This window comes from Enterobacter chuandaensis (assembly GCF_003594915.1).
GTDB classification, from domain to species: Bacteria; Pseudomonadota; Gammaproteobacteria; order Enterobacterales; family Enterobacteriaceae; genus Enterobacter; species Enterobacter chuandaensis.
Genome location: NZ_QZCS01000004.1, coordinates 387034 through 413039, shown reverse-complemented (window position 1 = coordinate 413039; position 26006 = coordinate 387034). Strand labels below are relative to the sequence as shown.

The 26006-nt window shown below is 53.2% G+C and carries 25 protein-coding genes; 13 read left to right on the top strand and 12 right to left on the bottom strand.

The window, feature by feature from the left end; genetic code table 11:
• Positions 1-1484: tyrosine-type recombinase/integrase (locus D5066_RS09585; RefSeq protein WP_119915798.1), on the bottom strand; the 1484-nt coding region annotated here is incomplete at its 3' end.
• A gap of 253 nt (positions 1485-1737) precedes the next feature.
• Between D5066_RS09585 and rluB the strand changes: the two genes are divergently transcribed.
• Positions 1738-2613, top strand: coding sequence for a 23S rRNA pseudouridine(2605) synthase RluB (gene rluB, locus D5066_RS09580; RefSeq protein WP_008502809.1), 876 nt, complete (start codon positions 1738-1740; stop codon positions 2611-2613).
• Between the two features lie 34 nt (positions 2614-2647).
• Here the strand turns inward: rluB and cobO are convergent, their stop codons facing one another.
• Entirely contained in the window at positions 2648-3238 is a 591-nt protein-coding gene (gene cobO, locus D5066_RS09575) for a cob(I)yrinic acid a,c-diamide adenosyltransferase (RefSeq protein ID WP_119915797.1), read from the bottom strand.
• Positions 3235-3996 carry a YciK family oxidoreductase gene (locus tag D5066_RS09570; RefSeq protein ID WP_119915796.1) on the bottom strand — a complete coding sequence of 254 codons (762 nt, stop codon included), beginning with the start codon at positions 3994-3996 and terminating at the stop codon, positions 3235-3237. The genes cobO and D5066_RS09570 overlap by 4 nt, the downstream gene beginning before the upstream one ends.
• Positions 3997-4248: 252 nt before the next feature.
• On the opposite strand from D5066_RS09570, the gene sohB reads away from it, so the two are divergent.
• Positions 4249-5295: a protease SohB gene (sohB, locus tag D5066_RS09565; protein WP_080329315.1), complete on the top strand. Its 1047-nt coding sequence runs from the start codon at positions 4249-4251 to the stop codon at positions 5293-5295.
• A gap of 34 nt (positions 5296-5329) precedes the next feature.
• Here sohB and D5066_RS09560 read toward each other — a convergent pair whose 3' ends face one another.
• Entirely contained in the window at positions 5330-5581 is a 252-nt protein-coding gene (locus D5066_RS09560) for a YciN family protein (RefSeq protein WP_080329314.1), read from the bottom strand.
• A 399-nt stretch (positions 5582-5980) separates the two neighbouring features.
• On the opposite strand from D5066_RS09560, the gene topA reads away from it, so the two are divergent.
• The 6 genes from topA to acnA all read left to right on the top strand — a co-directional run bounded on the left by topA (position 5981) and on the right by acnA (position 13468).
• Positions 5981-8578, top strand: a complete 2598-nt coding sequence (gene topA, locus D5066_RS09555; protein WP_080329313.1) for a type I DNA topoisomerase — start codon at positions 5981-5983, stop codon at positions 8576-8578.
• Between the two features lie 187 nt (positions 8579-8765).
• Positions 8766-9740 carry an HTH-type transcriptional regulator CysB gene (cysB, locus tag D5066_RS09550; protein ID WP_006175683.1) on the top strand — a complete coding sequence of 325 codons (975 nt, stop codon included), beginning with the start codon at positions 8766-8768 and terminating at the stop codon, positions 9738-9740.
• A gap of 338 nt (positions 9741-10078) precedes the next feature.
• The gene (locus D5066_RS09545) at positions 10079-10219 is read left to right on the top strand and encodes a YmiA family putative membrane protein (RefSeq protein ID WP_217478758.1); all 141 of its coding nucleotides are present in this window, start codon (positions 10079-10081) and stop codon (positions 10217-10219) included.
• 2 nt (positions 10220-10221) lie between these two features.
• A complete protein-coding gene (locus D5066_RS22915; RefSeq protein WP_165853338.1) occupies positions 10222-10392 on the top strand; it encodes a YciX family protein in 171 nt (56 codons plus the stop codon).
• A gap of 138 nt (positions 10393-10530) precedes the next feature.
• Entirely contained in the window at positions 10531-10629 is a 99-nt protein-coding gene (gene ymiC, locus D5066_RS23095) for a small membrane protein YmiC (protein WP_244288137.1), read from the top strand.
• A 163-nt stretch (positions 10630-10792) separates the two neighbouring features.
• On the top strand, positions 10793-13468 hold the full coding sequence (gene acnA / locus D5066_RS09540) for an aconitate hydratase AcnA (protein WP_119915794.1): 2676 nt from the start codon (positions 10793-10795) through the stop codon (positions 13466-13468).
• Between the two features lie 36 nt (positions 13469-13504).
• Here acnA and ribA read toward each other — a convergent pair whose 3' ends face one another.
• A complete protein-coding gene (gene ribA, locus D5066_RS09535; RefSeq protein ID WP_028013401.1) occupies positions 13505-14095 on the bottom strand; it encodes a GTP cyclohydrolase II in 591 nt (196 codons plus the stop codon).
• A 197-nt stretch (positions 14096-14292) separates the two neighbouring features.
• Here ribA and pgpB point away from each other — a divergent pair, with 197 nt between their 5' ends.
• From pgpB to yciH, 5 genes are all read left to right on the top strand, one after another.
• The gene (gene pgpB, locus D5066_RS09530; protein ID WP_119915809.1) at positions 14293-15060 is read left to right on the top strand and encodes a phosphatidylglycerophosphatase B; all 768 of its coding nucleotides are present in this window, start codon (positions 14293-14295) and stop codon (positions 15058-15060) included.
• 148 nt (positions 15061-15208) lie between these two features.
• Positions 15209-15517 carry a LapA family protein gene (locus tag D5066_RS09525; protein ID WP_080329310.1) on the top strand — a complete coding sequence of 103 codons (309 nt, stop codon included), beginning with the start codon at positions 15209-15211 and terminating at the stop codon, positions 15515-15517.
• A 6-nt stretch (positions 15518-15523) separates the two neighbouring features.
• Positions 15524-16693, top strand: a complete 1170-nt coding sequence (lapB, locus tag D5066_RS09520) for a lipopolysaccharide assembly protein LapB (RefSeq protein ID WP_080329309.1) — start codon at positions 15524-15526, stop codon at positions 16691-16693.
• Between the two features lie 185 nt (positions 16694-16878).
• Positions 16879-17616 (top strand): orotidine-5'-phosphate decarboxylase, encoded by a 738-nt coding sequence (gene pyrF / locus D5066_RS09515; protein ID WP_119915793.1) that lies wholly within the window; start codon positions 16879-16881, stop codon positions 17614-17616.
• A complete protein-coding gene (gene yciH, locus D5066_RS09510; RefSeq protein WP_063942363.1) occupies positions 17616-17942 on the top strand; it encodes a stress response translation initiation inhibitor YciH in 327 nt (108 codons plus the stop codon). Before pyrF ends, yciH begins: the two co-directional genes overlap by 1 nt.
• A gap of 103 nt (positions 17943-18045) precedes the next feature.
• Here the strand turns inward: yciH and osmB are convergent, their stop codons facing one another.
• The 7 genes from osmB to fabI all read right to left on the bottom strand — a co-directional run bounded on the left by osmB (position 18046) and on the right by fabI (position 25891).
• Positions 18046-18264 carry an osmotically-inducible lipoprotein OsmB gene (gene osmB / locus D5066_RS09505; RefSeq protein WP_008501216.1) on the bottom strand — a complete coding sequence of 73 codons (219 nt, stop codon included), beginning with the start codon at positions 18262-18264 and terminating at the stop codon, positions 18046-18048.
• A gap of 262 nt (positions 18265-18526) precedes the next feature.
• The gene (gene yciT / locus D5066_RS09495; RefSeq protein ID WP_119915791.1) at positions 18527-19279 is read right to left on the bottom strand and encodes a DNA-binding transcriptional regulator YciT; all 753 of its coding nucleotides are present in this window, start codon (positions 19277-19279) and stop codon (positions 18527-18529) included.
• A 43-nt stretch (positions 19280-19322) separates the two neighbouring features.
• Positions 19323-19505, bottom strand: a complete 183-nt coding sequence (locus D5066_RS09490) for a YciZ family protein (protein WP_080329307.1) — start codon at positions 19503-19505, stop codon at positions 19323-19325.
• A 117-nt stretch (positions 19506-19622) separates the two neighbouring features.
• A complete protein-coding gene (pdeR, locus tag D5066_RS09485) occupies positions 19623-21614 on the bottom strand; it encodes a cyclic di-GMP phosphodiesterase (RefSeq protein WP_119915790.1) in 1992 nt (663 codons plus the stop codon).
• Positions 21615-21937: 323 nt separating this feature from the next.
• Complete coding sequence (locus D5066_RS09480) at positions 21938-23872, bottom strand: exoribonuclease II (RefSeq protein WP_119915789.1); 1935 nt, start codon at positions 23870-23872, stop codon at positions 21938-21940.
• 88 nt (positions 23873-23960) lie between these two features.
• Positions 23961-24947, bottom strand: coding sequence for a CMD domain-containing protein (locus tag D5066_RS09475; RefSeq protein ID WP_119915788.1), 987 nt, complete (start codon positions 24945-24947; stop codon positions 23961-23963).
• 155 nt (positions 24948-25102) lie between these two features.
• Positions 25103-25891 carry an enoyl-ACP reductase FabI gene (gene fabI, locus D5066_RS09470; protein WP_003856831.1) on the bottom strand — a complete coding sequence of 263 codons (789 nt, stop codon included), beginning with the start codon at positions 25889-25891 and terminating at the stop codon, positions 25103-25105.
• Positions 25892-26006 lie beyond the last annotated feature (115 nt).

Here is a 26006-nt window from a genome sequence, read left to right as displayed (position 1 = left end):
TGCGTGTAAATAGAGGTGACGCCTAAACTTTGGGTTCGGGAATGACCAACTACAAACTGCATCAAAGGTAAAGACACGCCCCCAGATGCAAGGCAATGGCTTACGAAGGTGTGACGAAGACTATGTATGCGCCTTTTTAGCCCAAACTCATCATAATCAGGGATACCTGTTTCATTCATCAACTTACCCCATTCGACTGTTGCTGTGGTGTAGTTAGGTAAGTCACTGAAAATCAGATCACCATCGTTTAGAGCATCGGCAAGACTGAGTAAACCTGACTCTAAAACCTTATTGAGTGGTATCTGGCGTTGGGCATGTTCGGTTTTCCCGTCTTCTATATAAATGTACCAGCGTGAAGTTTCTTCATCTAAACGGATGTCCCGCTTTCTGATAGAGGCAATCTCGCCACGTCGAGCACCAGTATAAATGAGGGTGAGGAAGTACCATTTGCGCCAATCGTTATTTTCCAGTGAGAACAGCTTGGTTTTAAGCTTACTCAACTCAGTGTTGCTGAAATGACCTCTCCGATTAGGCTTCACCTCATATGTGATTCCATCGGTTGGGGATTTCTCTAACTGGTCTTTGGTTTCGACGAGGTAAGTTTTAAAAAGCGAGCGCCAGATCTTGAGATGTTTTTCAACATGCTGACTACTGATCAGATCTTCCTCTGGTACGTCATAATCAATGCATTCAGGCAAAGATAGGCGCTTGTATGGCAGCTTAGTACGAGTAGGTAAGTTTTCGGTCACTTTCAGCGCTTCACGAATATCTTGCTTAGTAACCCGATCAATCGGTTTATCACCAATAACGTAAATCAGCACATCAAAGAAACGCTGGTTCTCGTTAGCGATGCTTGCTCGCCATTTTTGACCTTTTTCTTCAACATACTGCGTCCATGCTTCGGAAAGTTTGATTGCTTGGCTTGCGGTATCTTTAACTTCCGTTGAAAAAGCCTGGTTTGTTTCAACCCTACTTTGGGGTGAAGATTTTAGTTTCTGCTCTTCTAACTGATTTTGCAGTGTTGCAATGAGTTGGCGATATCGTAGCAAATCTTTCGAATAGAATGCTTCATAGGCTTGCGCGACGGTCGCGCGGCTCATATCAAGTGCAGCACCTACTTGATTCGCAAAGGGCAAATCTCCCTTGGAAAGTTCAAGTTTCTTCATGTGAAGACTTGCAAGCACTTCGTTTGCTGTCTGATCGCTACCATTAACCATGCGTTGGAAGTGAGCTTCCGAATAGCCTTGTGCGGCTTCTACCGTATCTGAAGCAGATAATAGACAATTAGGATGTATGTTTCTGTGCCACTGTCCTAACTCCGGCAGACGCTCCACCTCTGCAATATCTTTTTCGAGTGCATGTAGAAGATAGTTGTCAAAGTCCTGCTTAGTGGCAGCTCGGTAGCCTTGCATTTTGCGTTTGAACTCTTCGAGGCTCATCGTTCCATTCTGCACAAGGGGAATGAAAGGGCGGATCTGATTCATGATCACTTCTGCTTGCTTTCGGCTATCAGTACCGAGACTCAGACGCACAAAACTTGTTGAATCATTTAGTCTAAAGTTAGTGTAGTATGTGCGCCCACGAATCATTGTGTGTGACAGCTTGTGTGACACGTTGTTTGCCATGCTGTGTACCATGAAAGAGTTACAGATCAGTGAGTTAAGTCGATTTATTGGCTAACTCGTTGTTTTAGAAAGTATACCAGACGCCTGTGAAGGCGACACCTGAGGAAGCTCAATGAGCGAGAAGTTACAGAAAGTGCTGGCGCGCGCCGGCCACGGCTCACGCCGTGAAATCGAAGCCATTATTGAAGCGGGCCGCGTGAGTGTGGACGGTAAAATCGCCACGCTGGGTGACCGCGTAGAAATCGTACCGGGGCTGAAGATCCGCATCGACGGTCATCTTATCTCCGTGAAAGAGTCCGCTGAACAGATCTGCCGCGTGCTGGCTTACTACAAGCCGGAGGGTGAGCTGTGTACCCGCAACGACCCGGAAGGTCGTCCGACGGTATTTGACCGTCTGCCTAAACTGCGTGGTGCTCGCTGGATAGCCGTCGGTCGTCTGGACGTAAACACCTGTGGTCTGCTGCTGTTTACCACCGATGGTGAACTGGCAAACCGGCTGATGCACCCAAGCCGTGAAGTTGAGCGTGAATACGCCGTTCGCGTCTTCGGCCAGGTTGACGAAAATAAACTGCGCGACCTGTCGCGTGGCGTGCAGCTGGAAGACGGTCCCGCGGCGTTCAAAACCATCAAATTTACCGGTGGTGAAGGGATTAACCAGTGGTACAACGTGACCCTGACCGAAGGCCGTAACCGCGAGGTGCGTCGTCTGTGGGAAGCGGTTGGTGTGCAGGTGAGCCGCCTGATCCGCGTTCGCTATGGCGACATTCTGCTGCCAAAAGGTCTGCCACGCGGTGGTTATACCGAACTGGATCTTACCCAGACTAACTACCTGCGCGAGCTGGTTGGCCTGACGCCAGAAACCACTTCTAAAGTGGCGGTTGAAAAAGATCGTCGCCGCATGAAGGCGAATCAGATCCGCCGTGCGGTGAAGCGTCACAGCCAGGTCAGCAGCAATCGCCGCTCTGGCAGCCGGAATAACAACGGTTAATCGAAAAGCCCGGTGAATGCACCGGGCTTTTTCTTTAGTAATCAATACCTATTTGCGCTTTGATTCCTGCATCAAACGCATGTTTGACCGGTCGCAGCTCGCTGACGGTATCTGCCATTTCCAGAATATCCCGATGACACCCGCGGCCCGTGATAATCACCGTCTGATGCGCAGGGCGGTTGTTCAGAGCGTCCAGCACGGCGTCCAGCGGCAGATAGTCGTAGGCGACCATGTAGGTGATCTCATCCAGCAGAACCATATTCAGCGAGGGATCGGCCAGCATTCGCTTTGCATGCTCCCAGACGGCGAGACAGGCTGCGGTATCGGTTTCACGGTTCTGGGTATCCCAGGTAAACCCGGTCGCCATCACCTGAAACTCAACGCCGTGAGGCTCAAGTAAGTTTCGCTCGCCGTTGGGCCACTCGCCTTTGATAAACTGAATAACGCCGACTTTTTGCCCGTGGCCGACTGCGCGGGTGGCGGTACCAAACGCGGCAGTGGTTTTCCCTTTACCGTTTCCGGTAAAAACAATGACAATCCCTCGTTCGTCCTGAGCTGCCGCGACGCGCGCATCGACCTGTTCTTTCAGACGCTGCTGGCGCTGCTGATGGCGTTCTTCACTCATTGCGAAATCCCCGGTTTGCGGCCCGGCTGGGCATCAAAGGTCATTCCGGTTTTGCGGCGGCTGTCGTCGCCCATCAGCCAGAGGTAGAGCGGCATGATATCAGCCGGGGTTTTCAGCTTCTGCGGATCTTCCGTCGGGAACGCACTGGCGCGCATTTTGGTGCGCGTGCCGCCCGGGTTAATGCAGTTTACGCGCAGATGGCGGCTCTGATACTCCTCCGCCAGCACCTGCATCATGCCCTCGGTCGCGAATTTTGAGACAGCATACGCTCCCCAGTTTGCGCGTCCCTCTCGGCCCACGCTGGAAGAGGTAAAGACCAGAGAACCTGACTCGGATTTGAGTAATAAAGGAAGCAATGCCTGCGTGAGGAAAAATGTGCCGTTGACGTTAACCTGCATCACCTGCTGCCAGATATCAGGATCCTGTTCATCCATCGGGCGCACTTCGCCTAACAAACCGGCGTTATGCAGCACGCCGTCGAGTCTCGGATAGTGGGTGCTGATGCGTTGGGCTAATTCCTGGCACACCGCGGGCGTGCAGCTAAGCAAATCAAGCGTGTACCAGCGGACTGGCGCACCGCCTGCGGCTTCGATCTCCAGAGCAACACCTTTCAGCTTTTCTTCATTGCGCCCAATCAGAATAACGCTTGCGCCATAATCAGCATATGTCAGGGCTGCTTCGCGACCAATGCCATCGCTGGCACCAGTGACAAGAATGATTCGGTTCTGCAGCAGGTTTTTTTGCGGTTGATAATGCACGGTGACTCCTCAGGCGCACGCTGTCTCAATGACGCCTTCATAATGACTTTTCGGCTTTATGCCCGAATTAGCATGAGAATTCAATCAGTCTACAGGACGTATTACTGTAAAATTAACAATTTGCAAATATTTAAACCGCAGCGTGGGGATTCCTGAAGGCGGCTCGCAGAGGTAATGTCACGGGCGAGACGCAAAGGCAGGGGCTGTTGTACACTGCCGTAAAAGATTCGTGGTTAAATCAAGGTGGAACGCGTGGAATTACTTTCTCAATATGGGTTGTTTTTGGCCAAAATCGCGACGGTGGTGATTGCCATTGCCGTGGTTGCCGTTCTGATTGTCAACCTGACGCAGCGCAAACGTCAGCGTGGGGAGTTACGCATTACCCGCCTGAGCGAGCAGTATAAAGAGATGCAGGAAGAGATGTCCCTCTCGCTGCTTGATAGCCATCAGCAGAAGCTGTGGCTGAAAGCCCAGAAGAAAAAACATAAGCAGGAAGCCAAAGCCGCGAAGGCGAAAGCAAAGCTCGCGACGCCTCAGGCTGACGCAAAACCCCGCGTCTATGTGATCGATTTTAAAGGCAGTATGGATGCACACGAAGTCGCCTCGCTGCGCGAAGAGGTGACCGCCGTTCTGGCGGTGGCAACACCGCAGGATCAGGTGGTGGTGCGTCTTGAGAGCCCGGGCGGGGTGGTGCACGGTTACGGACTGGCGGCCTCACAGCTGCAGCGCCTGCGGGAGAAGCAGATCCCGTTGACCGTTGCCGTAGACAAAGTCGCAGCGAGCGGCGGCTATATGATGGCCTGCGTAGCGGACAAAATTGTTGCGGCGCCGTTCTCCATCATTGGTTCAATTGGCGTGGTTGCACAGATCCCCAACTTTAACCGCTTCCTGAAAAATAAAGAGATTGATATCGAACTTCACACGGCGGGTCAGTACAAACGCACGCTGACGCTGCTGGGGGAAAACACGGAAGAAGGGCGTCAAAAATTCCGTGAAGATCTGAATGAAACCCACCATCTGTTTAAAGACTTCGTACACCGCATGCGCCCAACGCTGGATATTGAGCAGGTGGCAACGGGTGAGCACTGGTACGGCATCCAGGCGCAGGAAAAAGGGCTGGTGGATGAAGTGGGTACCAGCGACGACCTGCTGCTCAACCTGATGGAAGGCCGGGAACTGGTAGGCGTGCGCTTTACCCAGCGTAAGCGACTGATGGACCGCTTTACCAACAGTGCGGCAGAAAGCGCGGACCGCCTGCTGCTTCGCTGGCTACAGCGCGGACAAAAACCGTTGCTGTAAACAAAAACGCGAGGCACAAGCCTCGCGTTTTGCATTAATCGACCAGGTGATATTTCTCTGAAAGCGCATGTGCCAGGTATTTAAACATGTTAAACACGGCGGTGCTTTTCGGGGTAGGTAACCCCTGCTCGTCAAGGAAGTATTCACCGCTGAACACCAGCACGCCATTACGCTGTTCAACACCGGTGGCTTCAATGCCCGCCAGCGTATCTTCATGGTCACGAATGAGCTTGTTCGCCTCGATAAGCAGAGAGGCACGGTCAATGGGTTGGGTCGTATTCTGCATAATCCACTCCTTAAACAGTGACAATAGTCTACGCCGCAGGCGCTTTGGGGGCAAATTTTCCCTGTAATGTGAGGGGGTAAGGGACAGGGGGCAGGTTGGCGTGATTTGCTTTTGCATGCTAATAAAGTTGCGTAACGAATTTTATCAGGTACAGTGTGCGCTTTCGTCATTCTGGCAACAGAATTGCTTGACATTCAACCGGGAATTCGTCACGAATGAACTGTGATATGAGAAAAATGCCCGATAACTCAATGACCTGGATGTCGCCATTCTGACGTTCGGTAAGACATAGGGGTTGATATCCCCTGACGCAGTCGCAATATCAGTGGCACGTCGTCAGCGGAAGGGAAATCAACGTGCGGCGTATTCCTGGAAGAATTAAATTAGGTAAAGGTGAATATGGGTAAAGCTCTCGTCATCGTTGAGTCCCCGGCAAAAGCCAAAACGATCAATAAGTATCTGGGTAATGACTACGTGGTTAAGTCCAGCGTGGGTCACATCCGCGATTTGCCGACCAGTGGCTCAGCCAGCAAAAAGAGCGCAGACTCTACCTCCACCAAAGGGGCTAAAAAGCCTAAAAAGGATGAACGTAGCGCGCTTGTCAACCGCATGGGTGTGAACCCATGGCACAACTGGGACGCACAATATGAAGTGCTGCCCGGGAAAGAAAAAGTCGTTAACGAGCTGAAGCAGCTTGCTGAAAAAGCAGACCACATCTATCTCGCAACCGACCTTGACCGCGAAGGGGAAGCCATTGCCTGGCACCTGCGGGAAGTGATCGGGGGTGATGACAAACGCTACAGCCGCGTAGTGTTTAACGAAATTACGAAGAATGCGATTCGTCAGGCGTTTGAGAAGCCGGGCGAACTGAATATCGACCGTGTCAACGCCCAGCAGGCGCGTCGCTTTATGGACCGCGTTGTGGGCTACATGGTTTCTCCACTGCTGTGGAAAAAGGTTGCACGTGGTCTGTCTGCAGGACGTGTGCAGTCTGTAGCCGTGCGTCTTGTCGTTGAGCGTGAACGCGAAATTAAAGCCTTCGTGCCGGAAGAGTTCTGGGAAGTCGACGCCAATGTCACCACGCCGGGTGGCGATGCGCTGCCGCTGCAGGTAAGCCACCACAACGACAAGCCTTTCCGCCCTGAAAACCGCGACCAGACCATGGCCGCCGTGGCGCTGCTGGAAAAAGCGCGCTATCAGGTGCTGGATCGTGAAGATAAACCGACCAGCAGCAAGCCTGGCGCGCCGTTCATCACCTCCACGCTGCAACAGGCGGCGAGCACCCGTCTGGGGTATGGCGTGAAGAAAACCATGATGATGGCGCAGCGCTTGTATGAAGCGGGTTACATCACCTATATGCGTACTGACTCCACCAACCTGAGCCAGGACGCTGTGAATATGGTGCGCGGATACATCAGCGACAATTTCGGTAAAAAATATCTGCCGGAAACCGCTAACCAGTTCGCCAGCAAAGAGAATTCTCAGGAAGCGCACGAAGCGATTCGTCCTTCTGATGTCTCTGTATTAGCCGAGTCGCTGAAGGATATGGAAGCCGACGCCCAGAAACTGTATCAGCTCATCTGGCGTCAGTTCGTTGCGTGTCAGATGACGCCAGCGAAATATGATTCCACTACGCTGACTGTCGGCGCGGGCGATTTCCGTCTCAAGGCACGCGGTCGTATCCTGCGCTTCGACGGCTGGACAAAAGTGATGCCAGCGCTGCGTAAAGGTGATGAAGACCGTACGCTGCCCGCGGTGAATAAAGGTGATGAGCTCTCTCTGGTTGACCTCGTGCCTGCCCAGCACTTTACCAAGCCGCCTGCGCGTTTTAGTGAAGCATCCCTGGTTAAAGAGCTGGAAAAACGCGGTATTGGTCGCCCGTCGACCTACGCGTCAATCATCTCGACGATTCAGGATCGCGGCTACGTGCGTGTTGAGAACCGTCGTTTCTATGCGGAAAAAATGGGTGAAATCGTCACCGACCGTCTGGAAGCCAACTTCCGCGAGTTGATGAACTACGACTTCACCGCGCAGATGGAAGACAGCCTCGACGAGGTTGCCAGCCATAAAGCGGAGTGGAAGAAAGTTCTCGACAGCTTCTTCAGCGACTTTACCGACCAGCTTGAGAAAGCCGAGAAAGATCCTGAAGAGGGTGGCATGCTGCCTAACCAGATGGTTCTGACCAGCATCGACTGCCCGACCTGTGGTCGCAAGATGGGTATCCGTACCGCAACCACGGGCGTGTTCCTTGGTTGCTCTGGCTACGCGCTACCACCAAAAGAGCGCTGCAAAACCACCATCAATCTGGTGCCGGAGAACGAAGTTCTCAACGTGCTAGAAGGTGACGATGCGGAAACTAACGCCCTGCGCGCGAAACGCCGCTGCAAAAAATGCGGCACGGCAATGGACAGCTACCTGATCGATCCTAAACGTAAGCTGCACGTCTGTGGTAACAACCCAACGTGTGACGGGTATGAGATCGAAGAGGGTGAGTTCCGCATTAAAGGCTATGACGGCCCGATTGTGGAGTGCGAGAAATGTGGCTCTGAAATGCACCTGAAAATGGGGCGTTTCGGTAAGTACATGGCTTGCACCAACGACGAGTGCAAAAACACGCGCAAAATTCTGCGTAACGGTGAAGTGGCTCCGCCGAAGGAAGATCCGGTTCCGCTGCCAGAACTGCCGTGTGAAAAATCCGACGCGTACTTTGTGCTGCGTGATGGTGCCGCAGGTGTCTTCCTGGCCGCCAACACCTTCCCGAAATCACGTGAAACGCGCGCCCCGCTGGTGGAAGAACTGCATCGCTTCCGCGATCGTCTGCCTGAGAAGCTGCGTTATCTGGCCGATGCGCCACAGCAGGATCCAGAAGGCAATAAGACGGTGGTCCGTTTTAGCCGTAAAACGAAGCAGCAGTACGTAGCGGCAGAGAAAGAGGGCAAAGCGACCGGATGGTCAGCCTTCTTTGTTGACGGGAAATGGGTTGAAGGCAAGAAATAATCTTCCCTTACCGTAACTTACCTGTGAAAGGGCCGGACATCCGGCCCTTTTTTATTACCTTATTATTATTTTTTGTTCCGTACTATACAGTCAGGCTATAAATGATATAGTGGTTATAGTTAATCCTTTTCTTATTATCAAATCGTCTTAAGCGATTGACCGCGTGCGCTAAATCGGATGGTCTGGCATGAAATTACAGCAGCTTCGTTATATCGTTGAGGTGGTAAATCACAACCTTAATGTCTCTTCCACCGCAGAAGGGTTATATACCTCTCAGCCGGGCATCAGCAAGCAGGTTCGCATGCTGGAGGACGAATTAGGTATTCAGATTTTCGCCCGCAGCGGTAAGCATCTTACGCAGGTGACGCCCGCGGGGCAGGAGATCATCCGCATTGCGCGAGAAGTCCTCTCCAAAGTTGATGCAATTAAGTCTGTGGCAGGTGAGCACACCTGGCCTGATAAGGGCTCGCTCTATATTGCTACCACTCATACCCAGGCGCGCTATGCACTGCCTGGCGTTATTAAAGGCTTTATTGAGCGTTACCCGCGCGTCTCTTTACATATGCATCAGGGCTCACCGACGCAAATTGCTGAGGCGGTGTCGAAGGGCAATGCTGATTTCGCCATCGCGACGGAAGCGCTCCACCTGTACGACGATCTGGTCATGCTCCCGTGCTATCACTGGAACCGCTCCATCGTGGTCACACCCGATCACCCGCTGGCGGGTAAAGGGTCGGTGACGATCGAAGAGCTGGCGCAATATCCTTTAGTCACCTATACATTTGGCTTTACCGGGCGCTCCGAGCTTGATACTGCCTTTAACCGGGCAGGTTTAACGCCGCGCATTGTCTTTACCGCTACCGATGCCGACGTCATTAAAACCTATGTGCGCCTTGGGCTGGGAGTAGGGGTGATTGCCAGCATGGCGGTCGACCCGGTGTCCGACCCTGACCTGGTGCGTCTTGATGCGCATGATATTTTCAGCCATAGCACGACAAAAATTGGCTTCCGTCGCAGCACCTTCCTGCGTAGCTATATGTATGATTTTATTCAGCGCTTTGCCCCGCATTTAACGCGCGACGTGGTTGATACCGCCGTGGCATTACGCTCAAATGAAGATATTGAAGAGATGTTTAAAGATATCAAACTCCCCGCAAAATAATCACTCCCGGTATCTTTCCCACAGGGAAAGATACCGAAATATCCGCTTAAAGCTAAATTAGAATTATCATCATCTGCACTTCCCCTGCCATATATTGTCATTATCCTTTTGGTTGTTGTGGTTTTAATGTCGTGAATTGGCGACAAAAATAGAAACTAATTAACCGCTACGCAAATTTTTCTTTTCAATTATTTATTTCTGGTCAAAAGATTGAATATTTCATACCTCCTGATGCGTAAATTCACTGGCTTTTCGGCTAAAGTTTCTTTAGGATTTATCTCAACAGATGATTAATTGTACCAATTGTTTGGTCCTAAATGATAAGTGATATCGATTGTATGAGGTTAGCAATGCCTTCAGGAAGTGAAGAACCGCAAAGGGATCCTGCGCTCAAGCGTAAAGCCTGGCTGGCGGTCTTTCTCGTCTCCGCCCTGTTCTGGGTGATGGTTGCTCTCCTGGCCTGGAAATTTTGGGGTTAAATATGGCAGTGACGGTACGCACCGAAACGGTAAAAAAGATGTGTCAGCCTCATGACACGGTTCACAAAGGACGTAAGGCGCCCGCAACAGTCGTGCCTGCATCCTGGAAGCTGACGCCACAGCAGCAAGCTTTTATTGATGTGTTCGCAGAAGACGAACCCAAAAAACAATAATTTAGTTTATTGCGTAATGATGCATTTAGTCTGAATAATGACTGTGCACTTTTGTACTCTTTAATAAATACACATCAGCAATATAGCACTGAGGACCTGCCTCGGAATGTTTAATAAATAATGCCTGGTGTCCCTATGATGAATAACATGACGTCTCACAAATACTGGTCATGGATCGGCGTTTTTACCCTGTCGATTCTGTTCTGGAGTCAGCTCATCTGGCTGGCCTTCCGCTAAATGATAAAACCTCGCTGCGGCGAGGTTTTTTGTTTTAGTGCCCTCTGGACCATTCCTAAATTTATCAATTTGGGTTGTTATCAAAACGTTACGACATCTTTGTGTTATCTTTAATTACGGCCCTGATGATTGTCAGGACATCTCTGTAATTAAGGAGGAGCTTATGTCGTTAACCCTACGCGAAGCCAGTAAGGACACGTTACAGGCAGAAAATAAAACCTGGCACTACTATAGCCTGCCGCTGGCTGCCAGAACACTTGGGGACATTTCGCGTTTACCCAAGTCCTTGAAAGTTTTGCTGGAAAACCTCTTACGCTGGCAGGACGGTGATTCCGTTACTCTCGACGATATTCAGGCGCTGGCGGGATGGCTTAAGAATGCCCATGCCGACAGAGAAATTGCCTACCGCCCGGCAAGGGTCCTGATGCAGGACTTTACCGGTGTGCCTGCCGTGGTGGATCTCGCCGCCATGCGTGAGGCGGTTAAACGCCTCGGCGGCGATACGGCTAAAGTGAACCCGCTTTCCCCCGTCGACCTCGTGATTGACCACTCCGTAACCGTTGACCACTTTGGTGATGACGACGCCTTTGGTGAAAACGTGCGTCTGGAAATGGAACGTAACCACGAGCGGTATGTTTTCCTGAAGTGGGGCCAGCAGGCGTTCAGCCGCTTTAGCGTGGTTCCACCGGGAACCGGTATTTGCCACCAGGTTAATCTTGAGTATCTGGGCAAAGCCGTCTGGAGTGAATTACAGGACAAAGAGTGGGTGGCTTATCCGGACACGCTGGTGGGCACCGACTCCCACACCACCATGATTAACGGCCTTGGCGTGCTGGGCTGGGGTGTCGGCGGAATCGAAGCGGAAGCCGCCATGCTCGGTCAGCCGGTTTCCATGCTCATTCCTGATGTCGTGGGCTTCAAGCTGACAGGCAAACTGTCTGAAGGCATTACCGCCACCGATCTGGTGCTAACCGTCACCCAGATGCTGCGTAAGCATGGCGTGGTAGGCAAGTTTGTCGAATTCTATGGCGACGGGCTGGATTCACTGCCGCTCGCCGATCGCGCAACAATTGCAAATATGGCGCCGGAATATGGCGCAACCTGCGGCTTTTTCCCCATTGATGATGTCACGCTGGAGTACATGCGTCTGAGCGGACGCAGCGAAGAGCAGGTTGCCCTGGTTGAGGCCTACACCAAAGCGCAGGGAATGTGGCGCAATCCAGGCGATGAACCGGTCTTCACCAGCTCGCTTGAGCTGGACATGGGGAGCGTGGAGGCGAGCCTCGCTGGACCAAAACGTCCGCAGGATCGCGTGGCGTTAACCGACGTGCCAAAAGCGTTTGCCGCCAGTAACGAGCTGGAAGTCAACGTGGCGAAGAAGGACCATCGCCCAATCGACTATGTTCTGAACGGGCATCAGTATCAGCTCCCGGACGGCGCGGTTGTCATTGCCGCCATTACCTCCTGCACCAACACCTCAAACCCCAGTGTATTGATGGCGGCCGGTCTGCTGGCCAAAAAAGCGGTTGAGCTGGGGCTTAAACCACAGCCCTGGGTTAAAGCCTCGCTGGCACCTGGCTCTAAGGTGGTATCGGATTACCTGGCGCAGGCCAGACTGACGCCGTATCTTGACGAGCTGGGCTTTAACCTCGTGGGCTACGGCTGTACCACCTGCATCGGTAACTCCGGCCCGCTGCCTGAGCCTATTGAAACGGCGATCAAGCAGGGCGATCTGACGGTTGGCGCAGTCCTTTCCGGTAACCGTAACTTTGAAGGACGTATTCATCCGCTGGTGAAAACCAACTGGCTGGCCTCGCCACCGCTGGTGGTGGCGTACGCGCTGGCCGGGAACATGAATATCAACCTGGCGACCGATCCTATTGGCCATGACCGCAAGAATGACCCGGTCTACCTGAAAGATATCTGGCCGTCCGCGCGTGAAATCGCGCTGGCGGTTGAAAAAGTCTCCACCGAGATGTTCCGCAAGGAGTACGCGGAAGTGTTTGAAGGCACGCCGGAATGGAAAGCCATCAACGTTGTGGGTTCAGATACCTATGACTGGCAGGACGACTCGACCTATATTCGCCTCTCACCGTTCTTCGATGAAATGCTGGCCGAGCCTGCACCGCTTCGGGATATCCACGGTGCGCGCATTCTGGCGATGCTGGGAGATTCCGTCACAACCGACCATATTTCGCCTGCGGGCAGCATTAAAGCCGACAGCCCGGCGGGCCGTTATCTGCAAAGCCGGGGCGTTGAACGCCGTGATTTTAACTCCTACGGCTCACGGCGTGGTAACCATGAAGTAATGATGCGCGGGACGTTTGCCAACATCCGCATCCGCAACGAAATGGTGCCGGGCGTGGAAGGGGGCATGACGCGCCATCTGCCAGGGACGGAAGTCGTGTCGATTTATGATGCGGCCGTCAAATATCAACAGGAAGGTACGCCACTGGCGGTGATCGCCGGGAAAGAGTACGGTTCCGGCTCCAGCCGTGACTGGGCGGCAAAAGGTCCGCGCCTGCTCGGCGTTCGCGTGGTTATCGCCGAATCGTTCGAACGTATTCACCGCTCAAACCTGATCGGCATGGGGATCCTGCCGCTTGAATTCCCGCAGGGCATCACGCGTAAAACGCTGGGCCTGACCGGAGAAGAGCAGATTGATATTAGCGGCCTGCAAAACCTGGAGCCTGGCAAAACGGTGCCGGTGAAGTTAACGCGCGCGGATGGGAAAAGCGAGGTGCTGGAATGCCGGTGTCGCATTGATACGGCAACCGAGCTAACCTATTACCAGAATGACGGAATTTTACATTACGTGATCCGTAAGATGCTGGATTGATAAAAAAGCCCGGCATTTCCGCCGGGCTTTTTACTTTTACTCTTTCAGCAGATGGCCCATTTTGGCGGCTTTGGTATCGAGGTAGTGGGCATTTTTCGGGTTGCGGCCCACAATCAGCGGCACGCGTTCGACGATGTTGATCCCGGCTTCGGTGAGGATCTCCACTTTTTTCGGGTTATTGGTCAGCAGACGAACTTCGTCCACGCCCAGCAGCTTGAACATATCGGCGCACAAGGTGAAATCACGCTCGTCAGCGGCAAAGCCAAGCTGATGGTTGGCTTCAACCGTATCGTAGCCCTGATCCTGAAGCGCGTAAGCGCGGATTTTATTCAGCAGACCAATATTACGACCTTCCTGACGGTGATAAAGCAGCACGCCGCGGCCTTCTTCGGCGATATGGGTAAGGGCCGCTTCCAGCTGGAAACCGCAATCACAGCGCAGGCTGAACAACGCATCGCCCGTCAAACACTCCGAATGGACGCGGGACAGCACCGGCGTCTGTCCTGAAATGTCACCATAGACCAGCGCGACATGATCCTGTCCGGTTGCCAGTTCTTCAAATCCCACCATCAGGAAATCGCCCCATGGGGTTGGCAGTTTGGCTTCTGCCACACGTTTAAGCTGCATGTGATTCTCCAGAGTAGGCTGACACGTTTCGTGCCTTGCGCCTGTTTTGCTTTCTGTATCTGTTCATTTTGCCACAAGCTCAGCACGTTCGCCTAATGGGCACCATGCTATATGAACGTTAAACGCACGATCCGACATATCCACTCATTGAATGAATTTCAGTTATGATTGTGGGGCTTAGCGAAAAAGGAGAAGACATGCTTTCTATCGCCAGACGTACGGCAGCAGGTGCGGCCATTTTACTGATTATGCCTTTGGCCGTATGGGTATCCGGCTGGATGTGGCAGCCCGGACAGAATGTTACCTGGCTTAAAACGTTGTACTGGGTGACGGAAACGGTCACGCAGCCGTGGGGAATTATTACCCACGTCCTTCTCTGCGGCTGGTTTCTGTGGTGTCTGCGCTTTCGACTGCGCGCGGCGCTGATGCTCTTTGCCATCCTCGGTGGCGCAATCGTTATTGGGCAGGGCGTGAAGTCATGGGTAAAAGACCACGTTCAGGAGCCCAGGCCGTTTGTCGTCTGGTTGGAAAAAGCACACCATGTTCCGGTGGATGAGTTCTACACTTTAAAGCGTAAAGATCGCGGTGCGCTGGTAAAAGAACAGCTTGCGGAACAGGACGATATTCCTAAATTCCTGCGTAAACACTGGCAAAAAGAGACGGGTTTCGCGTTTCCTTCTGGCCACACAATGTTTGCAGCAAGCTGGGCGTTGCTGGCCGTCGGGCTGCTCTGGCCAAGGCGACGCACAATCACCATCGCGGTGTTACTGGCCTGGGCAACGGGTGTAATGGGTAGCCGCTTATTGCTGGGGATGCACTGGCCGCGGGATCTGGTGGTCGCTACGCTGCTCTCCTGGATGCTGGTAACGCTGGCCACCTGGCTTGCGGAACGGTTCTGCGGCCCGCTCACGCCGCCGCCTGAAGAGAAAGAAGAGATCGCCGAACGGGAGCAAAGCGACGCCTGACGGTTGATATTGTGCATTTCGCCCATAAATCCATGACGTGCGCGTTACTTTTTCCGTTTCGCGCCCGTCGCTAAAATGGTAGTTTATAAGGCTGATTGCGGTGAGTTGAACACACTTTATTCGCTTGAACCACATAACGGGAAGTAATGTGAAATATTTACTCATTTTCTTACTGGTATTGGCGATTTTTGTCATTTCAGTCACATTGGGTGCACAAAACGATCAACAGGTAACGTTTAACTATCTGCTGGCGCAGGGTGAGTATCGGGTCTCTAGCCTGCTGGCGGTCTTATTTGCTGCGGGCTTTGCCATCGGCTGGCTGGTTTGTGGTCTTTTCTGGTTGAAAGTTCGTGTTTCTCTTGCGCGCGCTGAACGTAAAATTAAACGACTTGAACAGCACATTGCGCCTGCGTCCGACATTCCGGAAAGCTCTGGTGTGCCGGTCGTGAAGGAATAATCGACTATGCTGGAGTTGTTGTTTCTGCTTTTGCCTGTAGCCGCTGCCTATGGCTGGTATATGGGCCGCAGAAGTGCGCAACAAACAAAGCAGGATGAGGCAAACCGACTCTCCCGTGACTACGTTGCAGGGGTGAACTTCCTCCTGAGCAATCAGCAGGATAAAGCGGTAGACCTGTTCCTCGATATGCTGAAAGAGGATACCGGCACCGTCGAAGCCCATCTTACCCTCGGCAACCTGTTCCGCTCGCGCGGCGAGGTAGATCGCGCCATCCGTATCCACCAGACCCTGATGGAAAGCGCCTCCCTGACCTACGATCAACGACTCCTGGCGGTACAACAGCTGGGGCGGGATTATATGGCGGCGGGGCTGTACGATCGCGCTGAAGATATGTTCACGCAACTGGTGGATGAAACGGATTTCCGTATCGGCGCGTTGCAGCAGCTGCTGCAGATTTATCAGGCCACCAGCGACTGGCAGAAAGCCATTGATACTGCCGAACGCCTGGTGAAGCTGGGTAAAGATAAGCAGCGCGTTGAAATCGCCCATTTCTACTGTGAGCTTGCGCTTCAGCAGATGGGTAACGATGACATGGACAAAGCCATGGCGTTGCTGAAGAAAGGCGCCGCCGCGGATCGCAATAGCGCACGTATCTCCATCATGATGGGGCGCGTCTTCATGGCGAATGGCGATTACGCTAAAGCTGTTGAAAGCCTGCTGCGGGTCATCGACCAGGATAAAGAGCTGGTCAGTGAAACGCTGGAAATGCTGCAAACCTGCTACCAGCAGCTGGGCAAGCAGGAAGAGTGGGTGGCATTCCTGCGCCGCTGTGTGGAAGAGAATACCGGCGCGACCGCTGAGCTGATGCTTTCAGACGTGGTTGAACAGTATGAGGGGAGCGATACCGCGCAGGTGTATATTACGCGCCAGCTGCAGCGTCATCCTACCATGCGGGTTTTCCATAAGCTGATGGATTACCACCTGAATGATGCGGAAGAAGGGCGCGCCAAAGAGAGCCTGATGGTGCTGCGCGACATGGTTGGCGAGCAGGTACGCAGCAAGCCGCGTTACCGCTGTCAGAAGTGTGGCTTTACCGCCTATACGCTCTACTGGCACTGTCCTTCCTGCCGGGCATGGTCCACCATCAAGCCAATCCGTGGCCTGGACGGGCAGTAATTTTTTAAAACAGATCATTTTAGTTACAACATACTGATTGGTTTTACCACTCTTTGGACACCGTGCGGTTTGCTGGCCTGGCAGGGGCGTAAATGGCTTCTGTCATTTTGCGGCGGCGGCAGGTAGAATGCTGGCCGTTTATCTGTTCCGCGCCGCTGCGCGCCCATAGACGAAAAGGGCTGGTCATGACGTCTGTTACATCCTCCACTTCCCGCGTTATTACGGATTCTCCTGTTGTTGTTGCGCTTGATTACAATAAGCGTGACGCAGCACTGGCCTTTGTTGACGGTATCGATCCTCGCGATTGCCGTCTGAAAGTTGGAAAAGAGATGTTCACGCTGTTTGGGCCGCAAATCGTCCGCGATCTGCAGCAGCGCGGTTTCGATGTTTTCCTCGATCTCAAATTCCATGATATCCCGAACACCACGGCGCACGCCGTAGCCGCCGCCGCAGATCTGGGAGTGTGGATGGTCAATGTCCATGCCTCAGGTGGGGCGAGAATGATGACCGCAGCGCGTGAAGCGCTCTTGCCGTTCGGCAATGATGCCCCATTACTGATTGCGGTCACTGTACTGACCAGTATGGACGAAAGCGATTTACGCGATCTTGGCGTGACGTTGTCACCTGCCGATCATGCTGAACGTCTCGCGCGTCTGACGCAGAATTGCGGTCTCGATGGCGTCGTCTGCTCCGCGCAGGAAGCGGTACGCTTTAAAACAGAACTGGGCAAAGATTTTAAACTGGTCACGCCAGGCATTCGTCCTGCTGGCAGCGACGTGGGCGATCAGCGCCGCATTATGACGCCTGAGCAGGCCCTGGCTGCGGGCGTCGATTACATGGTAATCGGGCGGCCGGTGACACAGTCAGCAAACCCGGCAGAAACGCTTAAGGCTATCAACGCATCATTGAAAAAGGGGGCGTAATGACTGATTCCAATAGTCGTCTGGTCTACTCAACGGAGAGCGGGCGCATAGACGAGCCGAAAATGAAAGCGGAACGTCCGAAAGGTGACGGCATTGTTCGTATCCAGCGTCAAACCAGTGGGCGAAAAGGAAAAGGGGTTTGCCTTATCTCCGGGATTGATCTGGATGATGCAGAGCTGAACAAGCTCGCAGCGGAACTGAAAAAGAAATGTGGCTGCGGTGGTGCCGTGAAGGACGGCATTATTGAGATTCAGGGTGATAAACGCGATTTAATTAAATCGCTGCTCGAAGCCAAAGGCATGAAAGTTAAACTGGCGGGCGGTTAAAATAAATGAGCCACGGCAAATGCCGTGGCTCGTGTTATATACGTGCGTAAGTCAGACCTGAAATGCGTTCAAATGCGCAATATCCGGGAAGGCTATAGAATAATTATTTGCCAACCTGGTGACCGATAATACCACCGACAGCAGCGCCACCTAATGTACCCAGCGTACTACCATCTGTTAATACTGCACCACCGAGCGCACCGGCACCGGCACCGATAGCGGTGTTACGGTCACGTTTAGACCAGTTAGAGCACGCGCTCAGGGACATTGCTACAGTGATTGCCAGAACAGCGGCGGCTAATTTTTTGCTGGTTAAGGTCATAATACTTTCTCCTGAATTATCGATTCACGGAAAGATGTACACGTTAAGTATAGCCAAAATGAATACCTAATTCTTTTTCCGTGAAAGCTTGTCGCGCAGGCGTTACGTAATCACGCAGGTGATAGTCACTTCCTGTTATATCGCTAACATTAATTTTACGACTTTAGGGCAGGTTAAACAGGTAAAAACTCTTAAAGGAGGGATAGGAATCATCTCAGACGAAGGGCGAAACGTGCGCCCGAAATACGGGCGCGAAGATGATTCAGGAGGCCGTGTTAATAATATCGACGATTAAACCGTCTTCTTCCAGTTTATTACGGTGCGCGTCACTCAATCTTTCATCGGTAATTACGCGGCTAAAGCGAGAGACTGGACCCATGGTGTAAGGGTGGACGGCGCCAAACTTTGAGCTGTCAGTGAGCACAATGGCTTCACACTCTTTCTCCAGCACGGCGTTAACCACGTCGGAGCGCATCATGTCCCGGCCGGTGAAGCCTGTCTCCGGCTGCCAGCCGTCGATACCGATGAAGGCCTTACTGAAATGGACCTGCTGGACATACTGCCGGGTCAGCGGGCCGACCATGCTTTCGCTTTTTTTCTGGTAAATGCCACCAAGCAAAATGACCTCACAGCGCGTCTCTTTGAGCAAATGGGCGATATAGCTGCTGACGGTGATGATGGTAATGTCTTTTTGGTCAGCAAGCGTGCGCGCCAGAAGCGCGTTGCAGCTGCCGTTTTCAATAAAGACCGTCTCACCATTGTTTACCAGCGACGCGGCGAATTCTGCCAGTTCACGTTTGAGCGCATAGTTGTTCATCATGCGCGTCTCAACGTCCTCGCTATCCAGCGGCACGGCGTAGCCATGCGCACGTCGCAGGTAGCTCTGTTTTTCCAGCAGGTTGAGATCCTGACGGATTGTTACTTCCGAAACGCCGGTGGTTTTCGCAAGATCAACAACGCTTACGCGTCCCTGATCGATGACCATCTGCAAAATGAGTTGTTGTCGGGAATTCATAGCATCCAATTAGTGAAGCGAAATGAGGTCGGAAAGGGCGGGATTACACTTCCCACGGCGCTTTTGGCTGTCTGTTTTCAGGAGCATTGTCGGCTCCATTCTGAGCAAGAAGTTCAGACTTCAGGATCTCGAGATTACGGATCGCAGAGTGATAATCACCCGCCACCAGGATATCCAGCACGGTATCAATACGTTGTGCTACAGCTTGTGGATCAATAGTAGACATAATCTCTCCCCATGAGCGAAAAGTGAATATTTTCAATGATGCAGAAAATAGGTTCAAAAGAGAAGGGAAAAAACGCCCTAACGAAATTACATAAACGAAAATGAACCTCTGTATGGCTCAACGCTGTTGTCGCGCTTGATATCGTTTTAGCCACCGCTCGAATGCGGCAGCGGGCATCGGCTTAGCAAAAAGAAAACCCTGCCGTTCGTTGACGCCGTTCTTGGTCAGAAAGGCGTCTTCTTTTGCGTTCTCCACCCCTTCGGCGATCACCTGCAGGTTTAACGCCTGGGCTACTGCGACAATGGCGCGTACCAGAGACTGTGAGATCGGCTGCTTGTGGATATCCCTGACAAAGGATTGATCGAGTTTAATGGCGTCGATTGGAAAACGCGCCAGCTGGGAAAGGGAAGAATAGCCGGTACCAAAATCATCCAGATGAATTTGTGCCCCGAGGCGGCTGAATTGCTGGATCACGGAGAGCGCCAGCTCTTCGTTTTCAATAAGACAGCTTTCGGTTAACTCTACGTCGATAGGGCAGTACTCAAAACGCAGATCCTTCAGCACCTGCTTTAAGTCACTGAATATGGTCTGGTCGGCCAGCTGACGTGCAGAAACGTTCACGGCCACCCGCAGGTTAATCCCCTTGTCACGCCATTTCGCCACCTGGCGAACCACATCCAGCATGACCCAGCGGCCCAGCGGCACAATCAGCCCCGACTCCTCGGCGTAGGAGATGAATTCCAGCGGCGGGATCAGGCCGCGCTCGGGCGACTGCCAGCGAACCAGCGCTTCAAGACTTCTCACTTCTCCGCGCCAGGTCATCTTGGGCTGGTAGTGGATCAGGAGCTGATCGTTATCCAGCGCTTTACGCAGGTTGGTGTCCAGCCACAGATACTCAAATACGCGCTGGTTCATTTCTGGGGAAAAGACGCAGAATTTACCCCGACCGTTTTCCTTGGCAGTGTACATGGCAGTGTCGGCATTGCGAATTACACTTTCCCGATCGTTCCCGTGCTGCGGTGCGAGGGCGATCCCCAGGGAGCAACCAGTGTAAACCTCGATCAGACCGATTCTGAACGGCTGGCGCAGGCGGGTCAGAATGCGCGACGCCATCGCTTCCAGCGAACCCTGAGAGGTATTGGTGGCCATCACGATAAACTCATCGCCGCCGAGCCGCGCCAGCACCTGTCCTTCATCAAGACAGCTCAGAATGGCGAGCGCAACCGCCTGGAGCAGCTGATCGCCAAACATATGCCCGTAGGCATCGTTGACCTTTTTAAAGTTATCCAGGTCGAGATACACCACGCCAATCTGCGTTTCGCCGCGGCTACGGATGGCGTCAGAAATCAGTTCGTGGATGGCATTGCGGTTTGGCAAGCCGGTGATGGTATCGGTGTTGGCCAGCACGCGCAGACGCTCCTGCGCCCGGCGTTCCTCCGTAATGTCGGTCCCGGAACAGATAAGAAAAATTTCATTTTTACCGCTGCCGCTGTGCACAAATTTGTTTCTGAACAGAAACAATCGTTGTCCTTTGCGCGTTTTCACCCAGCGTTCAACTTCATAAGAGCTGCCGTTGCGAAAGAAACCCGCGATGTTACGCTTCGAGGCAGCCGCTTCGCTGCGGCTCATGAAGAGTTTAAACACGTTCTGGCCGATGACTTCGTGTTCTTTCAGGCCGGTGTACTCTTCGCTCAGGCGGTTAAAACGCTGGATATTACCGTGTTGGTCGAGAATAACGATGACGGAGTTCGCTTCAGAAACAACCTGTTCCGCGAAAGAAAGCCCCTGCGCCAGGTCGCGTGCCACGGAGGGTGTATCGTTCCAGGCGGAAGCCGTACCGGCCCATTCATTACGGGTAATTTTGCGCCCGACAAGATGGACGGGAACCTCTTCGCCGTAAAGGGAAAGGTTCAGAGAAATGCTGGAGGTGATCACCGTGAGCTGACGAATCAGGAGAGCCTGTTCATCATCCAGCGTCACGACCTGAGTAACATCGGCATTTTCGCTGGCGGCAAGATGCAGAGTGTTGCTGTCAGCGGACAATCGCCACCACGGGCTGTGAGTACCCATGTAACGAAACAGCAAATTCTGCTCCAGGTCGTCAATCATGATTTCTCCCGCCGCTATTCATTAGCGCACAAATTATTCATTTGCAGTCGACTTTTCCGTTGTAAAACAGCGGCAAAACCGAAGTGAACTTATTGTTTTTCCCTGTTTTATTATCATAAAACGAGTCAGGTAAAAAAGAATACACAGCGTATATAAATTCACGTAACCGAATATGACGGCACTCTTTTACTGTAGATAATTATGGCAATTTTGGGCGGGCGGAGGCAGGAAATAGTAAGAAAAAATGATGAATTTACGGAGGAGAGAAAAAAGAAAAATTGTCGGCCATTCCGAGAAGAAACGGCCAACAATTTAGCAGGTTATCAGGCAACAGGGCGCGCGATAATACTGCGGGTTTCCATACGAACTTCAGCGATAGTTACGTCGATCACGTCCGTGACCTTGTACACTGTTTCACCTTTAATTTGCACGGTGCCATTTTCCTGACTACAGACCAGTTCATCGCGAACGGCGTGCAGGAATGGGGCAGGAATAAAGGCGACAGCACCGTTATCCACCAGACGGACGCGCATCCCCCCGCGGCTGATATCAATGATCTCCGCCGCGAAGCGGGTATCGGTACCGGCTTTATCCTTAAGGAAACGCGCGTACAGCCAGTCACCCACGTCACGCTCTGCCATGCGGTTCAGGCGGCGACGCTCGGCCATCTGAATGGTCGTGTCGTCCTGAGGACGTGCAATGGTTTCGCCTTTGATGATCGCTTTCAGCAACCGATGGTTAACCATATCACCATACTTACGGATAGGGGATGTCCACGTGGCGTAGGCTTCCAGGCCGAGGCCGAAGTGCGGGCCTGGCTCGGTGCTGATCTCCGCGAAGGACTGGAACCGGCGAATGCGGCTGTCCAGGAAACCGGACGGCTGCGCGTCCAGTTCGCGGCGCAGCTTGCAGAAGCCCGGCAGCGTCAGCACTTCTTCCGGATCAACATGCACATCGTGATTTTTCAGCAGGGCGGCCAGCGCTTCGGTATTGGCCGGGTCGAATCCGGTGTGAACGTTGTAAATACCAAAGCCCAGCCTGTCGCGCAGCACGCGCGCGGCACAAATGTTGGCGGAAATCATCGCTTCTTCGACGATGCGGTTAGCAATGCGTCGCGGCTCGGCCACGATATCCAGCACTTCACCTTTTTCGCCCAGAACAAAGCGATAATCCGGGCGATCCTTGAAGACCAGCGCGTGGGTTTTACGCCATTCGCTGCGGTTCAGGCAGATACGGTGCAGCAGGCGAATCTGTGACGCAACGGCGTCGGATTCAGGTTTCCAGCTACCCGTGTTCTCCAGCCAGTCGGAGACATTGTCATATGCCAGCTTGGCTTTTGATTCAATGGTGGCAGCAAAGAATTCGATATCGTCTTCAATCGTGCCATCTGCGGCAATGGTCATGCGGCAGGCGAGAACCGGGCGCACTTCATTTGGGCGAAGCGAGCAGAGATCGTCAGACAGTTCGCGCGGCAGCATCGGGATGTTAAAGCCCGGCAGGTAGTTAGTGAACGAACGCACTTTGGCCATATCGTCCAGCTTGCTGCCTTCCACAATCCAGGCCGTAGGGTCGGCGATGGCGACGGTTAAATGCAGTTTGCCGTCGTCGCTCTCTTCAGCGTAGAGCGCATCGTCCATATCTTCGGTGCTGGCGCTGTCGATGGTGACAAATTCCAGCGCGGTAAGATCGCGACGCGTCAGACCTTCGTCCTGCATCTCGGTTGCCACGCCGTCTGGCGCTTCTTTTTCAAGATTGTGGCGCGCAAGCGTAACCCACCACGGAACGAAATGGTCATCACCGAAGGTGATAAACTGGGTCAGTTCCGCGTAAAATCCGCGGTCGCCTTTCAGAGGGTGACGGCGCATTTCGGCCACGGCCCAGTCACCGTCTTTAAAATCATGCTCAACGCCGCGTGCGGCCCGGCAGGGAATGGCATCTTTCAGCAGAGGGTGATCCGGCACGACAGAAAGGCGATCGTCTTTTCTCTGTACCTTGCCCACAAAGCGGGTCAGGAACGGTTCGATCAGTTCTTCCGGCTCGGCGGACTCACGCTCCTTCTCGGTATGAATGACGGCCATGACGCGATCGCCATGCATGACTTTCTTCATCTGCGGTGGCGGAATGAAGTAGCTTTTCTGCGCGTCAACTTCAAGGAAGCCAAAGCCCTTTTCCGTGGCTTTTACGACCCCTTCTGCACGCGGCGTCTGGGAATGCAGTTGCTGTTTAAGCTGCGCTAGCAGCGGGTTGTCCTGAAACATAATGTTCTATTTTCGTAGCCATTGAGCGGCTGACAGTTTTACGCGATTCTCACTGCTACAGCAAGCGGTCTTTAGGGTATGAGTAGGGTTATTCCGCTTTGCCAGACGCGACTTTCAGTCGGTTGATCCACCCCTCAAACGCGCTTTGGGTGAGCAGGGCTATCGCCTGGACGGCAGTCAGTCCGCCTTCCGTGAGCGGAGTAAACTGTGCGGCGCTGAAGCGGTCCGGTGAACGTGCCAGTAAGTCGACTGCTGCCGCAAGCGCCGGAGAGGCGTGTGGCGTCGTGACCCTGCTATTTAGCAGGATCTCTCCCGTCAGGTCGAGCAGCGTTGGCTCGTGGCACAGCACCGGCGTCAGTCCCTCAAGCGCGGGTTCTGCCTGCCAGCGGGAAAGTGACTCAAGCTGATGCGCACTCGCATAGCGAAGCTCGACGACGGGCAGAAGCGCCACCCACGCCTCGGTGCACGCTGGCAGGGTATGCGGCTGAATATGATGGCCCGGCAGCCAGCGAACGGGGTGGCCGAGCAGGGCCTGAAAGACTGCGACCACGCGCGCCTGAAAGCCAGTGAAGCCGATAATCTGATTGATCGCCACTATGTCATAGGTTGTCAGCCCCACCTCATCCAGCTGGGTCCGCGCTTTATCATCAATGACGTCAGGCGAGCTGGCGAGCTGGCGGGCATACTGGGTGATTTGTGCCAGCCGTCGGTTGCTTTCGCGCGAGGAGTCAGGGCCCGGCAGCGGGGCAAGAAGGGCAGCGTAATGGTTACACAGCCGCTGAATGCCGCAGGCCTGGGCAACCGTCAATGCGGTGCTTAACCGGTCATAGGCGCTGAGTGTTCGCAGGCGGTTTAGGGGAAGTGAGAGCGGGAACAGCTGGTGGCATAAGGTTCTGGCAGGGGCAAGCCAGCCGGTACAGGCGCCGACAATCTCGTCAGGGAGGGCTAAATCGAGCAAAAAACGATCGTCGACGTTAGCGGCTTCGGGCACCAGGGGCAGCACATCCGACTGCGCGTGGTTTGACTGGGTTTCATGATACCAGTGGCCTTTGCCGGAAAAACGGCGTTGTTCCATGGGCGTTCCTTGATCTCAAAATGGCGATCAATATCCTGGCGTAAGGCTGATAAAGGGAAAAATATTGTTAGGTGATAACAAATAGCAGAACGGAATAACGAAGGGATGGCGCGGAGGGGGAAAGCTCTCTTCCCGTGCGGGAAGAGAGCAACAGCTTATTTAATTTCCAGCTCGTTCATTGCAGCGATGTTGAAGCCGCCGTCAACGTGAACCACTTCGCCGGAGATACCTGCGGAAAGGTCAGAGCACAGGAATGCTGCAGAGTTACCGACATCTTCAATGGTAACGGTACGACGAATCGGGGTAACCGCTTCGCAGTGTGCCAGCATTTTACGGAAATCTTTGATGCCGGACGCCGCCAGAGTGCGGATAGGACCCGCAGAGATGGCGTTAACGCGCACGCCTTCTGGGCCCATTGCGTTCGCCATGTAGCGTACGTTAGCTTCCAGAGACGCTTTTGCCAGGCCCATCACGTTGTAGTTAGGGATAGCACGCTCAGCGCCCAGGTAGGACAGGGTCAGCAGCGCTGCGCCCGGGTTCAGCATCGCGCGGCAAGATTTCGCCATCGCAACGAAGCTGTAGGAGCTGATGTCGTGCGCGATTTTGAAGCCATCACGGGTAACCGCGTTCACGTAATCGCCGTCCAGCTGGTCGCCAGGCGCGAAGCCGATGGAGTGAACGAAACCGTCGAATTTTGGCCATGCTTTTGCCAGTTCAGCAAACATGCCATCAATGCTTTCGTCTTGTGCAACGTCACATTCCAGAACAATGCTGGAACCCAGCTGCGCGGCAAATTCTTCAACACGGCCTTTCAGCTTGTCGTTCTGGTAGGTGAACGCCAGCTCAGCGCCTTCGCGATGCATTGCCTGAGCGATGCCGTATGCGATGGACAGTTTGCTGGCAACGCCAGTCACCAGAATGCGCTTACCGGAAAGAAAACCCATAGCTTTAATCCTTATATTCATTGCTTATTTTGCCTTGTAATTCATAGCGTTACAGGCAGTATTTCAAAATCATTCGAAATTAGCTCGAAATTATAGCCCACACACAGCCCCTTGT

Bases quoted from the DNA above. Each gene is read 5' to 3' on its own strand.
- topA (WP_080329313.1), top strand. From the start codon at position 5,981: ATGGGTAAAGCTCTCGTCATCGTTGAGTCCCCGGCAAAAGCCAAAACG.
- D5066_RS09560 (WP_080329314.1), bottom strand. From the start codon at position 5,581: ATGCAGAATACGACCCAACCCATTGACCGTGCCTCTCTGCTTATCGAG.
- acnA (WP_119915794.1), top strand. From the start codon at position 10,793: ATGTCGTTAACCCTACGCGAAGCCAGTAAGGACACGTTACAGGCAGAA.
- D5066_RS22915 (WP_165853338.1), top strand. From the start codon at position 10,222: ATGGCAGTGACGGTACGCACCGAAACGGTAAAAAAGATGTGTCAGCCT.
- ymiC (WP_244288137.1), top strand. From the start codon at position 10,531: ATGAATAACATGACGTCTCACAAATACTGGTCATGGATCGGCGTTTTT.
- yciH (WP_063942363.1), top strand. From the start codon at position 17,616: ATGACTGATTCCAATAGTCGTCTGGTCTACTCAACGGAGAGCGGGCGC.
- pdeR (WP_119915790.1), bottom strand. From the start codon at position 21,614: ATGATTGACGACCTGGAGCAGAATTTGCTGTTTCGTTACATGGGTACT.
- D5066_RS09490 (WP_080329307.1), bottom strand. From the start codon at position 19,505: ATGTCTACTATTGATCCACAAGCTGTAGCACAACGTATTGATACCGTG.
- fabI (WP_003856831.1), bottom strand. From the start codon at position 25,891: ATGGGTTTTCTTTCCGGTAAGCGCATTCTGGTGACTGGCGTTGCCAGC.
- pyrF (WP_119915793.1), top strand. From the start codon at position 16,879: ATGACGTCTGTTACATCCTCCACTTCCCGCGTTATTACGGATTCTCCT.
- D5066_RS09545 (WP_217478758.1), top strand. From the start codon at position 10,079: ATGAGGTTAGCAATGCCTTCAGGAAGTGAAGAACCGCAAAGGGATCCT.
- D5066_RS09480 (WP_119915789.1), bottom strand. From the start codon at position 23,872: ATGTTTCAGGACAACCCGCTGCTAGCGCAGCTTAAACAGCAACTGCAT.
- cobO (WP_119915797.1), bottom strand. From the start codon at position 3,238: ATGAGTGAAGAACGCCATCAGCAGCGCCAGCAGCGTCTGAAAGAACAG.
- ribA (WP_028013401.1), bottom strand. From the start codon at position 14,095: ATGCAGCTTAAACGTGTGGCAGAAGCCAAACTGCCAACCCCATGGGGC.
- osmB (WP_008501216.1), bottom strand. From the start codon at position 18,264: ATGACCTTAACCAGCAAAAAATTAGCCGCCGCTGTTCTGGCAATCACT.
- pgpB (WP_119915809.1), top strand. From the start codon at position 14,293: ATGCTTTCTATCGCCAGACGTACGGCAGCAGGTGCGGCCATTTTACTG.
- rluB (WP_008502809.1), top strand. From the start codon at position 1,738: ATGAGCGAGAAGTTACAGAAAGTGCTGGCGCGCGCCGGCCACGGCTCA.
- cysB (WP_006175683.1), top strand. From the start codon at position 8,766: ATGAAATTACAGCAGCTTCGTTATATCGTTGAGGTGGTAAATCACAAC.
- lapB (WP_080329309.1), top strand. From the start codon at position 15,524: ATGCTGGAGTTGTTGTTTCTGCTTTTGCCTGTAGCCGCTGCCTATGGC.
- yciT (WP_119915791.1), bottom strand. From the start codon at position 19,279: ATGAATTCCCGACAACAACTCATTTTGCAGATGGTCATCGATCAGGGA.
- D5066_RS09475 (WP_119915788.1), bottom strand. From the start codon at position 24,947: ATGGAACAACGCCGTTTTTCCGGCAAAGGCCACTGGTATCATGAAACC.